14 protein-coding genes and 1 tRNA gene are annotated in these 13,305 nt (G+C 42.3%); 11 read left to right on the forward strand and 4 right to left on the reverse strand.

All coding sequences use genetic code 11. The features are described 5' to 3' along the window. Nucleotides 1-56: 56 nt before the first annotated feature. Complete coding sequence (locus tag VB620_RS10355) at nt 57-512, forward strand: DUF2141 domain-containing protein (protein WP_323196066.1); 456 nt, start codon at nt 57-59, stop codon at nt 510-512. Here VB620_RS10355 and VB620_RS10360 read toward each other — a convergent pair. From VB620_RS10360 to VB620_RS10370, 3 genes are all read right to left on the reverse strand, one after another. Then, nucleotides 507-1,703 carry a peptidoglycan-binding protein gene (locus VB620_RS10360; RefSeq protein ID WP_407674192.1) on the reverse strand — a complete coding sequence of 399 codons (1,197 nt, stop codon included), beginning with the start codon at nt 1,701-1,703 and terminating at the stop codon, nt 507-509. The genes VB620_RS10355 and VB620_RS10360 overlap by 6 nt on opposite strands. Before the next feature lie 609 nt (nt 1,704-2,312). Then, nucleotides 2,313-3,326, reverse strand: a complete 1,014-nt coding sequence (locus VB620_RS10365) for a DMT family transporter (RefSeq protein ID WP_323196068.1) — start codon at nt 3,324-3,326, stop codon at nt 2,313-2,315. Between the two features lie 220 nt (nt 3,327-3,546). Continuing rightward, nucleotides 3,547-3,750, reverse strand: a complete 204-nt coding sequence (locus VB620_RS10370; protein ID WP_323196069.1) for a hypothetical protein — start codon at nt 3,748-3,750, stop codon at nt 3,547-3,549. Between the two features lie 183 nt (nt 3,751-3,933). On the opposite strand from VB620_RS10370, the gene VB620_RS10375 reads away from it, so the two are divergent. Further along, complete coding sequence (locus VB620_RS10375; RefSeq protein WP_323196070.1) at nt 3,934-4,059, forward strand: hypothetical protein; 126 nt, start codon at nt 3,934-3,936, stop codon at nt 4,057-4,059. An 18-nt stretch (nt 4,060-4,077) separates the two neighbouring features. On the opposite strand, the gene VB620_RS10380 is transcribed toward VB620_RS10375, so the two are convergent. Further along, nucleotides 4,078-5,727 (reverse strand): Ppx/GppA phosphatase family protein, encoded by a 1,650-nt coding sequence (locus VB620_RS10380; protein ID WP_323196071.1) that lies wholly within the window; start codon nt 5,725-5,727, stop codon nt 4,078-4,080. A gap of 341 nt (nt 5,728-6,068) precedes the next feature. Here VB620_RS10380 and VB620_RS10385 point away from each other — a divergent pair, with 341 nt between their 5' ends. The 9 genes from VB620_RS10385 to VB620_RS10425 all read left to right on the forward strand — a co-directional run bounded on the left by VB620_RS10385 (nt 6,069) and on the right by VB620_RS10425 (nt 13,197). Beyond that, the gene (locus tag VB620_RS10385; protein ID WP_323196072.1) at nt 6,069-6,953 is read left to right on the forward strand and encodes a 4-hydroxybenzoate solanesyltransferase; all 885 of its coding nucleotides are present in this window, start codon (nt 6,069-6,071) and stop codon (nt 6,951-6,953) included. Between the two features lie 314 nt (nt 6,954-7,267). Then, nucleotides 7,268-7,846, forward strand: a complete 579-nt coding sequence (locus tag VB620_RS10390; RefSeq protein ID WP_323196098.1) for a hypothetical protein — start codon at nt 7,268-7,270, stop codon at nt 7,844-7,846. Between the two features lie 257 nt (nt 7,847-8,103). Further along, nucleotides 8,104-8,307, forward strand: coding sequence for a hypothetical protein (locus VB620_RS10395; protein WP_323196099.1), 204 nt, complete (start codon nt 8,104-8,106; stop codon nt 8,305-8,307). Between the two features lie 231 nt (nt 8,308-8,538). Continuing rightward, the gene (locus VB620_RS10400) at nt 8,539-9,777 is read left to right on the forward strand and encodes a GNAT family N-acetyltransferase (RefSeq protein WP_323196073.1); all 1,239 of its coding nucleotides are present in this window, start codon (nt 8,539-8,541) and stop codon (nt 9,775-9,777) included. A 1-nt stretch (nt 9,778) separates the two neighbouring features. Beyond that, on the forward strand, nt 9,779-10,246 hold the full coding sequence (gene ruvX, locus VB620_RS10405; RefSeq protein ID WP_323196074.1) for a Holliday junction resolvase RuvX: 468 nt from the start codon (nt 9,779-9,781) through the stop codon (nt 10,244-10,246). Between the two features lie 148 nt (nt 10,247-10,394). Further along, the gene (locus tag VB620_RS10410) at nt 10,395-10,967 is read left to right on the forward strand and encodes a DUF3727 domain-containing protein (protein ID WP_323196075.1); all 573 of its coding nucleotides are present in this window, start codon (nt 10,395-10,397) and stop codon (nt 10,965-10,967) included. Between the two features lie 87 nt (nt 10,968-11,054). Then, complete coding sequence (locus VB620_RS10415; protein WP_323196076.1) at nt 11,055-11,594, forward strand: YqeG family HAD IIIA-type phosphatase; 540 nt, start codon at nt 11,055-11,057, stop codon at nt 11,592-11,594. A 316-nt stretch (nt 11,595-11,910) separates the two neighbouring features. Continuing rightward, nucleotides 11,911-13,020: a glutamate 5-kinase gene (proB, locus tag VB620_RS10420; RefSeq protein WP_323196077.1), complete on the forward strand. Its 1,110-nt coding sequence runs from the start codon at nt 11,911-11,913 to the stop codon at nt 13,018-13,020. Nucleotides 13,021-13,112: 92 nt separating this feature from the next. After that, nucleotides 13,113-13,197: transfer RNA gene (locus VB620_RS10425), tRNA-Ser, on the forward strand. The last annotated feature ends 108 nt before the right edge of the window (nt 13,198-13,305 follow it).

A 13,305-nucleotide genomic window follows, 5' to 3' on the forward strand; every position in this document is an offset into this window, starting at 1 on the left:
ATTTAGATGTATGTCATGATAAATTAATATCAAACTTTTGATATCAGTGACAAATTATGATTAAGATATTAGGACTTAGTGTGCTGCTATTTGCAGCTATGGGAAATTTTACCTCGACATCAATCGCTAGAGCCAGTTTTCAGGGTAAACTCACCGTGGAAATTGATGGATTTCCCAACAAAAAGGGACAGGCCTGTGTCAGCATATTCGCTAATAGTCAAGGATTTCCCAGCAAGAGCGATCGCGTCATCAAAAAGCAGTGTACCCAGATTACCGACACATTCCTAACGGTTACTTTTCATAACCTACAAGCCGGTAGTTATGCTGTTGCGGTTATCCATGATCAAAACCAAGACCAAATCCTCAATCGTAATAACCTCGGTATGCCCATAGAAGGTTTTGGGTTTTCTAGAAACCCACAAGTTCGCACCAGTCCTCCTAAATTTAAGGATGCAGCTTTTGTATTAGCGGGCCCAAATACAGTCATCCCAATCCAGTTGAAATATTTATAACTTCCTCTGTTTTGACTGTTGATTATTATCTTCTGGGAGACTTTGTTTATTAGGTGGAAGCCGCATTTGATTCATCTGAGTCAGAGCATATTTGGCAGTAGTTTGCACATCAACATCTGGATCTTCCGCAGCATGGGCTAACATCTGACTCATTTGAGTCATCATGTCATAAACCCGAGTCAGGTCACGGATAGCATTTTGCCTTACTTGTGGACTTTCATCTTGCAATGAAATAGCCAAAGCACGATTCATTGGTCTGAGGGCGCGAGCGTTAATTTCTGCCAAAGCTGCCAAAATCAAACTCCGTTGTTGTGAATCAGCATTAATCATCAAGTCTACCAGTGGCTGAATAGCCCGTGAGTCCCCCTGCTGACCCAAACGCCAAATAGCTTTACGCCGCTTTGAGCGATCATTACTGCGCAAGTCCTGAATAAGTTGATCCACAACACTAAGTTTACTCAAACGCGAAGTTGTGTCTGGTGGTAATACTGCTGTGGGAAGTGATGTTTTTGGTGTTTGAGGACTAACTACAGATACTTGATTTTCTTGGGGTCTAGACACATTTTCAGACTCTGGCTTTCTAGGGTCTGGCTCACCACGTCTCGAAGTTGTGGCTTCTTTGCTTGGGGATTCTGACCGATTTTTGAGTTGAGCAAACAATCGCAGCAAAAACAGCAGTGCGCCAAGACTACCTAAAATTCCCAAACCCAATACTGACCACCAAATAAACTCCTGCCGACTTGATTTGGGCTGGTCAGTTGTGGCGATAGTTGAACTAGATTGCACCTGATTAGTTGTGGAAATAGAGGAAGCAGATGCGGCTAAAACCGGATTTTTTCCTAGCCAAGCTGTTTGCAAAATGTCTCTAGTTGCCATATCCGCAACACCATCTGTTCTTCTTAAATCTCGAAATTTCTGAAATTTAACTACAGCATCTTGGGTATCTTTCCCATACATTCCATCTATATCACCGTTGTAGTATCCTAAATCTTTTAATTTGCTTTGCAGTCCCTTGACATCTTGTCCTTGACTACCTGGTATGAGAACAGTCTCTACCGGAGATATTGTCGAACTTGCTTGTGAAATTTCTAGGGACATTAGGTTGGATGTTGCTATACTTGCCCGATGTGGGTAAAAACCCAGACAAGTAAAACAGGTAAAAATCAGAATTGAGGAATGGCATGGCCTCATATTGTCAGTTTCAGCCTGAATTTACTATTGAAGTGATCGATTCCAGAATAACTTTAAGATGTCTAAATTTGAAATTGTACAGTAACAAAAAAAATAATAAACTTGCAAGTTTATTGTTCAGAAGATAGTTTTCAAACTGTGAACAGTTACACTACCGGAAGTAGTGGTTGCTGAAGACACGTGGTTTTTATCTCCAAATTATTTGGGTTCTCAGATACATCCCGTTTGCCAAAAAAGGCGGAGTTTTGTTTCTTCTAACCCCATCAACTACAAGGATAGTCTTTGAGTTTCCCGGATTATACGGGTTGTTTTAAGTTCTTTGCTGACCGAGTAATTGTACCACATTTTACCGACAAAATGGGTTGAAAGCCTTGTCCACTTCGGCAAGTGTCACAGTGAGTTTGCCGAACTGCTTAGTGCATCGCTTAGAGGACGGCTTTTTGATAAATCTGTTGGGCTAGATAGTGTAAGACTTGCTATGCCAGCAACTGTTGTTTGAACCCAGAATCTCCGAACTTCAGAGCGGGGAGTATGTCAAGGACACTCAAGTTTCTGATAGCTGACTGTACCTTTTCCGGATTTTGAGAGCAGAAAATGTTTGGAGTTTATCTAGTGAACTTCCGCCTTTAATCGTTGTGAGGGCTGTGTATCTTCTGCTTCCACACTCACTGACTGATTTCTTCCTGCCAAGCGATCGCGCTGGTTAATCAGGTAGATGCTAATTAAAGTTAGTCCTACTCCCACCCACTGTAAAGGGCTGAGAACTTCCGAGAGAAAGAGATAGCCAAATAATAGGGCAAACACGGGAGTGAGAAAGGTGAGAGAACTGAGACTGGTTAAACTACCGCTAGAAGCAAAGTAGAAAAATAAAGCGTAGGCGATCGCACTGCCAAAAACTGTCGCATAACCCAACGCTATCCATTCAGATGCCACAAGATGCTGCCACTGTTCAGATTCTGTTACAGATGAAATCCCCCACAACGGCAGTCCTCCCAAAACCATGTGCCATCCTGTGGCCATTACTGGGTCTGCATATCTACACACAAACCGAATCATTACGGTTCCCGCAGCCATTGAAAGTGCAGCTAATAGCATTAACCATTCACCACTGGCAAACAAATCTTGCCAATTGCCAAAAGTAACACTGATGTTGGCATCAAAAAACTGCAAAATCCAGGCATCTGGTAAACCAATTAAACTAATGCCAACTACTCCCAGTCCTAATCCCAGCCATCCCCACAAACCAATATGTTCTTGGAATAGCCACAAGGACAACAAAGCCACCGCCAAAGGTTGAGAGTCAATCATTACAGACCCTAAACCAGCACTAGTTCTGACTAAGCCCTCTGCCAAAAAACCTTGAAATAAAGCGCCATCTATCAAGGCGAATAAAATAATCCACAGCCATGCTGACCAACCCTGGGGCTGGGGTTTACCCATAAGTACTGCGGCAATTAAAATTAACACCCCAGCAGGTAGCAATCGCACACCTGCCATAAATAGGGGCGTAGTATGGGGTATGACTCCTTTCATCGCTACCATTGCGGTTCCCCACAGGAAAAAAGGGGCGATTAACAATAACGGAGCGAAAGAAAATTGAGATGCACTGAGTTTCAGTTGCATGGGTTTACTGATGCCCTTGTTTAACAAATGCAAAAATTAGTTTACCCAATTTTACCGAATTATGACTTTTTGTGAAGGGTATCAGATTATTGACCCTGGGCAGTAACAAAGAGAAAATGAAACCTCTTTAATTTCTGATGTGTGCAGATTTATCTAGTTTAGGTTCTAGTTGCAGATGAATAACGTTATTTTATGGGGAATTTTGAATTGTTGGATTTGATTATTTTGCTTCAATCCCGACATCAATTGGCTGAGAATATTCTTCATCTGTGCCAAGTTCACGACGTTCTACAAGTTCCGTCTTCATTGTGAACAGGAGTTCATCGTATCTCTCAATTTCTGCATATATTTTTTGATCATAGTCTTCGATTTCAGCTTGTGGATAAGCTAGCACTTCTTCGACATTTGGTTTATTTTTATACATACCAGCAATTTTCAGTTAGGGCTGTTCCAGAGGCTTAATTGCCCACTAAACTCTTTTGGCTTGCTGCCAATGCAGTAGCGGAAACTCATCTTAACCTCTGTGACATGGTAATTGTCAAATTAAGTAAGTAAATCGGCGAAAAAATTGAATGTTTATCCAGGAGTCACAAAGGAATGAACCACGTTGGCGATCGCCTCTCTATTTGGGAGAAGGAACGAAGGACACGTAAAGTCTTCTCTTCGAGAGGCTTTTCTGCGACACGCGATCGCCAACGGCATTACGCTTACCGAAGCGAGAGTTTTTGCATAAGTTCCATTTTGTGGGAAACTATATCCTGGTAACTGGAGAAGCTTTTAAGTTAATCCCCAATTTGACTTTAAATTCATCCTCAAACACTGGTTTTTTATAATCTAAACTCCAGAGTTCTAAGGCGCAGTCATCATCTGGTTGTGAGGGGAAAAGCAACATTTGCAATTGCTGATTATCAGGATTATATTCACACTCTACATGAGCGATCGCCCCAATTTGTCGCCGATCTAATGCTACTGCTAATCTCAACAGCGCACTCAATTGGCTGACGATTTGTCGGTGGCTTTTACTCAGCAAATTCCGGTAATTTTCGTGTTTTTTCTTGGGCTGAGATTTACGGTGATAACGGGCTAAATTAGCAATGATTTCAATTTCATTTTCGGTGTAGCCAAGTAATTCACCATTGCGAATTAGATAGTAGGAATGCTTATGATGAGCGGAATGGCTGATGTAATGGCCGCAATTGTGTAGGATAGCCGCCGCCCATAGCAGTTGTCGCTCATTTATCCCCCAGTTATGTAATTTCCCTTGGGTTTGATCAAATAAACTTAAGGCAAATAAAGCCACGCGATCGCTATGTTCTAAATCAATATGGTACTTGTCAGCCTGTTTCAATACACTGCGTTGACGTACTGAACCTTGATAGCGCAGTCTATCTTCAATCAAACCGTGTGCCAGCATCCAATCAACAATCACCCCTTCCCGCAGGGCGCGTCCGCACACTGTCACTGATTCCACACCTAACAAACTCATGGCTTCCTGTAAAATTACAGCGCCCGCCAATATTACTTCTGACCGCTTATCTGGCATACCGGGTATATTAGAAATCTCTGAGTTAGTCATTTTCCGCAAGCGATACACCCAGTTTTGCAAGTCCTTCAGACTGAATTCGTAGCCATTCAGAGTAGAAGGTGCAACTTCTAAATTTTCCCGTGCATGAATCATGGCTAGGGTTTCAATCGTACCGGAGGTTCCCACTAACCGGGGAGTTTCTCCCAATTGGATATTTCCTAGCACATCTTCAACAGAACGTTCCAGCATTCCCCGTGTATAGGCTTGCAGGTACTGAAACTCAGTATCACTGATGGGGTCGTTGTTGATAAACTCGCTGGTTAGTCGGACTGCGCCAACTTTCGTACTAGTGAGACTCCGGGCTTCCTGACTGTCACCCAAAATTAATTCTGTGGAACCACCACCAATATCAACCACAATGTGGGGTTTGTTGTCAAATTCCATTCCCGAAAGTACACCCAGATAGATGCGTCGGGCTTCTTCTTGACCGGAAATTAAATCAACGCTTAAACCTAATTCGTCTTCTACTCTTTGCAGAAAATCGTGACCATTGGGCGATTCTCGCACAGCACTGGTGGCTACGGCAATGATGGTTTCAGCATTAGCTGTTTTAGCCACTTCTTGAAAGCGTCTGAGGGCGGTAATCGCCTTATCAATAATTTCTGGTTTTAGTTCCCCAGTCGCCAGATCACGATTACCTAATCTGACTGTTTCTTTTTCTTTGGCAATAATCCGAAAGGATGGTAGCGTGGGATCGATTTTGACTACTACCATGTGCAGGGAATTAGTTCCCATATCAATGGCAGCAATAATCCGGTTTTGCTGAACTGGTTGTGTAGTAACACTTTCCCAGCTAGCTGAAACTAAATTCAGCATCTAGTTTTCTCTCTTTGAAGGAAGGACTGTAAACAGTTCGTGCGTCGGAGTATCTAGCACTGGTAGATGCTTAATTAACGTCTTTTAGTCTGACTACGTGCAGAGGCTATCTGCTTTCAGAATATTTACTTACCTAACACCGATAAATTCGGCGAATCACTGGTAAAAGTGCGGCTTTACTAGTAAAAATACTAGTTTAGAGCAAATTTTTGATGACCAGTTTTTAACTTAAGATCGGCGATCGCCAGTTAAAGGTTGTACTTTTACAAATATCAAATAACGTTATTCTATAGATATAAAGATGTGTAAATTCATCGATCTACGATTATTACTTGATTTTTATGCTGAATTTTGACGAAGGCAAACACGAACCTGTATTCCTGACTATTATCCGACTTTTGCGGTGGCATAAACCAGAAGGAAGGCTAATTTTAATGATTCCAGCGCTGTGGGCTGTATTTTTAGCAGCTTCTGGCAAACCACCTTTACCTTTAGTCGGTATAATTGTGTTAGGTACTTTAGCAACAAGTGCTGCTGGCTGTGTAGTTAACGATTTGTGGGATCGAAACATTGATCCAGAAGTAGAAAGAACACGCGATCGCCCTCTCGCAGCTCGCACCCTCTCCATAAAAGTCGGAATTGTCGTGGCGATTGTTTCCCTAGTATGTGCCGCCGCCCTCGCTTTTTATCTTAACCCATTAAGTTTCTGGTTATCTGTGGCAGCTGTACCAGTAATTTTACTGTATCCCGGTGCAAAGCGGGTATTTCCAGTACCGCAGCTAGTGCTTTCCATAGCTTGGGGTTTTGCGGTTTTAATTAGTTGGAGTGCAGTTACAGCAAGCATATCTCCCGCCACTTGGATATTGTGGGGCGCAACTATTGTGTGGACTTTGGGATTTGATACAGTTTATGCCATGAGCGATCGGGAAGATGATCGAAGCATTGGCGTGAATTCCAGCGCCTTATTTTTTGGTAATTATGCCCCGCTAGCTATCGGCATTTGCTTCGTCAGTACAGTGATTTTACTGGCTTACTTAGGTATATTAACACAGCTTACCTTGTCTTTTTGGATTAGCCTAGCAATTGCTACTCTGGGCTGGACTTGGCAGTATTTACGTTTAACAAAGCAAAATCTACCCCACCAGGAGTATGGCATCATGTTCCGCCAGAATGTCTGGATTGGTTTTATTTTACTGGCAGGGATGATTGCTGGCTCTTTATTCTAAGAATGACGCAAACGATACCTCAGAAAAAAGCGACCTAGCCCACTCAGCCAGATTGTCCCTGAAATTTAAAAGTCGTTCATCTACCCCAAATCATAGTGGGGAAAATGTACATTTACTTGATATTTATTATGCAATAGTTATCTATTTTTTTACGTAAATAAACTGGGGAAGTGATGTTTTCCAGATCCCCTTCTTTTACAAGAATTTTATAATTTCCTGTTGTTTACGGTGATTACGCAAAGTTTTGCTCAATCCCTCGGTTAGCAGTGTTTATGAGTTGGGTATATGTCTATATCATAGATTTACCCAATTCAATGAAGCGATTAAATCTTGTCGAAATACCCATGATAGCCTTACTTTCCCTACTTAGTTTTGGTATTCTGGGAGGAAGTTTTTTTCTGAAAACAGCTTTTAAGAATAGCGACGAAATTCAAATAATCACTGATACATCTCACTATCAACAACTTCGTCAGGAACTATGGTCTAATAACGAATATATTCAACATTTTCCTCAGCAAATACCTGATGACGCAGAAAACATTCGGATCGCCTATTACTCTGGAGTTCCACCACAAGGAACTTTTGTTCAACTCAGGCTCAAACATTCACCCGAAAAAATCCAAACATTACTTTCACAATATCAAAATATGGCGAAACACGAGTATAAAGGTGGTAATACCAACGACCATGTTAACCTAGAAAATGGTGTGCCGACGACGTTCTTTTACACCAGTAATGATGCTGAAGAATCATTTCCAGCTACATATAAAATATTAGTATTAGATGCCGAAGACAGAGGTAAACCCGGCTTCAAGTGGCATCATGGATATAGCTACGGAGTAGCCATTGATATCTCAGCCTCAGAAATTGTCTATTGGGCGGAAAAATGGTAATAAAAATGCCTAATTAACCATTTTCTCTGACTCCTAAACCTAAACTGTGTTGCAAATCAGCGATCGCATCTTCCCAGTGTTCTTCAAAACGATATCTCAACATAAACTCCGCATTATCGCGCCTACTAAAGCAATTTTATACAACCCATTGATAAAAACATTAAACTTCATTGCGAATTAAGAAGTTAAGCAAAACAATGTGATAGGTTCTGATGATGTGAAGACAGATTATGAAAGACAAGGAGAATACAGTGGCAATGGAATCAAATATTTTACCGGGCGCATCTGTAGGTAATGAAGACTTCAGCGAATATGTTGCCCACCTACAACTTCACATGACTCTACAAGCCCGTAATCTGGTTCCAACCTTAAAGCAGAAACTCGTGGAAGATAGCCGAGAGCAAATGCTGCACCAAACTCAAGCCAACTTTGAGAAATTAATTTCCCGACAAGGGGTCTAAGATATATAAATTTTCATCAAAATTCTCATAAAATGAAAGCAGATATGTTGCGTCAACACCAAAGTTGTGATCATCAGGTCTGCTTTTTTTAGTGGATTTAAAACAGTATTTGAGTATCTAGTTACAAAAATCACCCTTTGGGAACAAGACTCAGGAGCGAAAAGCCGTTAAAATTATTGCAACATTTCCTCTATCCCAGTAAGTTAAGGCTAAATCATAGCTGGAATTAAAATGACTTCATTACTCCCTCGCAACCTCAGTGTTGTCATCCGGCCGGCCCAATACCGGGATCTGGACGGAATTGAACAAATAACTAAAGACTCATTTTCTACCCTCACACCCAAAGAAACTGAACTGGCTATCAGCCAGATGCAATGGTTACGCCGTTGGTATGGATTTTTAAAATTTTTGAGTTGGTTTCCTAACCCTCTTAAATATCGCTTCTGTGCTTACGTAGCAGAGCAAGGGCGATCGCTTTTAGGAATAATTCAAGTTTCCCCTTTCAACCGCACACGCAGTACATGGCGAATTGATCAGGTGATGCTCGCCAAATCATTGGAAAAGCAAGCTGTCGGCTCACAACTTTTGCGCCATTGCTTTGAGTCCATTTTAGAAGCTCGAACTTGGCTATTAGAAGTTAGTGTAAATGATAAAGACGGGCTAGCACTGTATCGCCAAAATGGATTTCAGCGTCTAGCAGAAATGACCTACTGGGAAATTGAACCAGAATTACTAGCAGAATTGGCGCAAGCAGAACCTGACTTACCCAACCTTCTGCCTGTAAGTAATGCTGATGCTCAGTTACTCTATCAGCTAGACACAGCATCAATGCCTCCTTTGGTGCGTCAAGTTTTTGATCGCAATATTCGTGACTTTAAAACCAGTTTATTTGGCGTTTTAACCGATGCTGTCAAACAGTGGTTAACCAAAACCGAAGTAGTCAGTGGCTACGTGTTTGAACCCCAACGGAAAGCAGCCATCGGCTATTTTCAAGTCAACCTTGACCGCAAAGGTGAAACTCCTCATATCGCCACCCTGACAGTTCACCCCGCTTATACCTGGCTGTACCCAGAGTTGCTTTCTCAACTAGCCCGAATTACCCAAGATTTTCCCCAGCAAGGTTTACAACTAGCATCCTCAGACTATCAAGCAGAACGAGAAGAGTATTTAGAGCGCATTGGGGCAAAACGGATAGAACATACCTTATTCATGTCTCGCTCCGTATGGCATAAACTACGGGAGTCTAAATTTGTCTCCTTAGAAGGCATTCAGTGGACTGGAGTGCTGCAAGGTTTGCAACCAGTTCGTAAACCCATACCCGGAGGGATGTCATGGGTTAAACCAACTCCTCAACCACCTTCAGACAGACCAGCGCCAACTAAATCAGAACCTGTGGCCTTTAAATGCGAAAATTTGAGTATGGAGGCATTACAGATGCCTGAGTCCACAGACAAAACACAGGAGAATTAGTTTGACATTTCCAGAGCAGCCACAACCGTTAATTTCAGCCTTGGGATTAGATTTTGGTCGCAAGCGGATTGGTGTCGCTGGTTGTGATGGCACGGGTTTGATTGCTACTGGACTCACCACTATTGAGCGGACATCTTTTGAACGAGATGTGGCGCAAATCCGTAATTTAGTGGATGAGCGTCAGGTACAAGTTCTGGTGATGGGTTTGCCTTACTCAATGGATGGGACTATTGGATTTCAAGCTCGTCAAGTCCAGAAATTTACTAAAAAACTGGCCAAGGCGCTGCAATTACCTGTGGAATATGTCGATGAGCGACTAACTTCTTTTCAAGCAGAGCAACTGTTAATTGCAGAAAATCGCTCTCCGTCACAGCATAAAGGTTTGATTGACAGGAAAGCCGCCTGTTTAATTTTGCAACAATGGTTAGATACTAGGCGAGCCAACTTCCATAAATCGGTGCTAGCCTGAGAGTAATGATGGTTTTGACATGATATTCTGAATTGGGTCAGTAAAACTTGTATTTAGTTCTGAAGCTATTTGTTTGACTTACTTGGTCAGTAAACAGCCCAGAAATTTGTACATCTGCTGGTATATTATAATTTTTTACACCTCGGCTATGTTTTCCTCTCCGTTTCCTGAAGAAAATGATCATGCTCATGCAAGTTCCATCACCCTTAGCGATGATGCAGGGCGCACTCTCGAATGTTATGTTGAACGTTCGTTCTCGGTAGATGGACAAGAATATGTTTTACTGCTTCCTGTAGACTCCCCTATAGAAATTTTTGCCTGGGAAGGTGAAGATGATGAAGAGGAGGCGGTTTTGGTAGAGGATGATGCTGTAATTAACCAAATTTTTGGCACTGCTCAAGCTGTCTTAGCTGAACAAAATCTGATAGTTAAGCATACTGCTTATGCTCTGACTGTGGCTGGTGATTTACCACCGGTGGATGAGTCGGATATTTTTACTTTGGAAATCGAAGACGAAGAGGCTGATTTGGAGCCTGAACAATTACAGCTACTGGCTAATTTCTATGATGAAGAGCAAGAGTACGCAATTTATACGCCACTAGATCCTCTGCTGTTTTTTGCCCGGATTAACAACACAGGTAAGGCTGAATTACTTTCCCCAGAAGAAATTAAAAAGGTACAGCCTCTGTTAGAGGAATATCTGTTTAACGAAGTCGAATAATTGCCCAATTTCTCTGCATTTTTCAGGGAGAATTTGGGAGGCTGGGGATAATAAAATACTGTTTAATGACTGCTATTTGGCAATCTTATGATCTGGAATAAGCTCTTACAGCCTGATTTGATTTTAGAAGGTTCTGTATTAAACCTGACACCCGAAATTATTCAACAATCCGGGCTAAAGGGGCTGGTGTTAGATGTGGATGAAACTCTAGTACCGTTTACAGTGGGAGCAGCTTCACCAGAACTACAACAATGGATACAGGAAGTCCGAGCTTGTACAGAGTTATGTTTGGTGAGTAATAATCTCAGTGAGGCGCGAATTGGGGGGATTGCGCGATCGCTCAATTTGCCCTATTACCTGGGCGCAGCCAAGCCATCACGACGGAAAATTAGAGCCGCACTCCTGGGGATGAATCTACCTCCAGAGCAAGTAGGAATGGTGGGCGATCGCTTATTTACAGATGTAATCGCAGGTAATCGTCTCGGAATGTTCACGGTTTTGGTAGAACCCATCGTTCATCCTGATGCAGCTTTCCGCTCTCATCCCATCCGTAATTTTGAAGTCTGGTTATCAGAATTATTGGGAGCATCAATTAGTCCTAAATCCACAAAGATTTACAAAAATTGATCAATTGATACAAAAGTAAATCTAAAAAAATGATTAAGAACTGACAGTAAAATTTAAATATCGGGGATTATTGATACTAATAATATGGGGTCAACAAAATAAAGACCCTAGCGTATAATAGATAAAAATAAACCCATAAAGCGTCGGTCTTCACCTATAGAAGGATCGGCGCTTTAGAAGTTTTACCCAAAATTATTCATAACTAATGACCGAAGACCCAGGGATAAAGAGGCAGGGGGGCAGGGAGCAGGGAGCAGGGGGGAGAAGACGGTAACTTCCCAAGGACAAATGACAAATGACAAATGACAAATGACAAATGACCAAGACAATTGTTGTCAAAATTGGCACTTCTAGCCTTACCCAACCAGAAACTTCACAGCTAGCACTTTCCACCATTGCGACCTTAGCAGAAACGCTGTGCAATTTAAGGCAGCAAGGACATCGAGTGATTTTAGTTTCTTCCGGTGCAGTGGGTGTGGGTTGTGCCAGGTTGGGTTTAAAGGAACGTCCCAATGCGATCGCTCTCAAACAAGCAGTAGCCGCAGTGGGACAAGGACGGTTAATGCGGATATACGATGATTTATTTAGCACCTTAGATCAGCCCATTGCTCAAGTCTTGCTCACTCGTAGCGACTTGGTAGAGCGTAGCCGCTATCTCAACGCTTACAACACCTTTCACGAACTATTGGCACTAGGTGTCATTCCTGTCGTCAATGAAAATGACACAGTAGTAGTGGACGAACTAAACTTTGGGGATAATGACACCCTTTCTGCTTTGGTGGCAAGTTTAGTGGAAGCAGATTGGTTATTTATACTCACCGATGTTGATAAGTTATATTCCGCCGATCCCCGTTCCGTACCCGATGCACAGCCGATATCTTTAGTCGCTAACCTGCAAGAATTGACAGAATTACAGGTAAAAACAGGCTCTAAAGGTTCTCAATGGGGTACTGGAGGCATGGCCACGAAAATTTCCGCCGCCAGAATTGCTGTTGCAGCTGGAGTGCGTACCGTGATTACTCAAGGTAGATTTCCTCGCAATATCGAGAAAATTATCCAAGGGGAACCCCTGGGGACTCATTTTCAGCCCCAGCCAGAACCAACTTCCGCCCGCAAACGTTGGATAGCTTATGGTTTAGTACCTACAGGGAAATTATACTTAGATACAGGTGCGATCGCAGCTATATCCGAGGCAGGAAAATCATTATTACCAGCTGGCATTAAATCAGTAATCGGAGAGTTTGAAGCTCAAGAAGCGGTGCAGTTGTGCGACAACCAAGGAACCGAAATTGCCAGAGGATTGGTTAACTACAGCAGCGAGGAATTACAAAAGATTCGCGGCTGCCATTCTCGAGAAATTTTCACCATTTTGGGCTATGTCAGTGCAGAAACTGTAGTTCATCGGGATAATTTAGTTTTAACTTAACCATGAAATTGCCGTAGATGCTATAATATCCTTTCGTATATAATCAACTTTATGCCAAACTATTGGCAGTAAAGAAAATTGAATACATACAGGGAGAGGTGTCCGAGTGGTTGATGGTGACGCACTCGAAATGCGTTTTGGGGAAACCCAACGGGGGTTCGAATCCCCCCCTCTCCGTTTTTTATCTCTGGTTGTATTTGTCTGGGTTCGGGTTTATGTAGTTAAATTTGTTCCCAGATTTTTTTAATATAGCAATCGCCAAGGAGGTTAGGACACAAACGGATC

This window comes from Nodularia harveyana UHCC-0300 (genome assembly GCF_034931085.1).
Lineage (GTDB): Bacteria > Cyanobacteriota > Cyanobacteriia > Cyanobacteriales > Nostocaceae > Nodularia > Nodularia harveyana.

Coding starts and splice junctions, on each gene's coding strand:
- VB620_RS10370 (WP_323196069.1), bottom strand. CDS start 3,750: ATGTATAAAAATAAACCAAATGTCGAAGAAGTGCTAGCTTATCCACAA.
- VB620_RS10380 (WP_323196071.1), bottom strand. CDS start 5,727: ATGCTGAATTTAGTTTCAGCTAGCTGGGAAAGTGTTACTACACAACCA.
- VB620_RS10400 (WP_323196073.1), top strand. CDS start 8,539: ATGACTTCATTACTCCCTCGCAACCTCAGTGTTGTCATCCGGCCGGCC.
- VB620_RS10360 (WP_407674192.1), bottom strand. CDS start 1,703: ATGAGGCCATGCCATTCCTCAATTCTGATTTTTACCTGTTTTACTTGT.
- VB620_RS10395 (WP_323196099.1), top strand. CDS start 8,104: ATGGAATCAAATATTTTACCGGGCGCATCTGTAGGTAATGAAGACTTC.
- VB620_RS10415 (WP_323196076.1), top strand. CDS start 11,055: ATGATCTGGAATAAGCTCTTACAGCCTGATTTGATTTTAGAAGGTTCT.
- VB620_RS10410 (WP_323196075.1), top strand. CDS start 10,395: ATGTTTTCCTCTCCGTTTCCTGAAGAAAATGATCATGCTCATGCAAGT.
- VB620_RS10385 (WP_323196072.1), top strand. CDS start 6,069: ATGCTGAATTTTGACGAAGGCAAACACGAACCTGTATTCCTGACTATT.
- VB620_RS10390 (WP_323196098.1), top strand. CDS start 7,268: ATGAAGCGATTAAATCTTGTCGAAATACCCATGATAGCCTTACTTTCC.
- VB620_RS10355 (WP_323196066.1), top strand. CDS start 57: ATGATTAAGATATTAGGACTTAGTGTGCTGCTATTTGCAGCTATGGGA.
- proB (WP_323196077.1), top strand. CDS start 11,911: ATGACCAAGACAATTGTTGTCAAAATTGGCACTTCTAGCCTTACCCAA.
- VB620_RS10365 (WP_323196068.1), bottom strand. CDS start 3,326: ATGCAACTGAAACTCAGTGCATCTCAATTTTCTTTCGCTCCGTTATTG.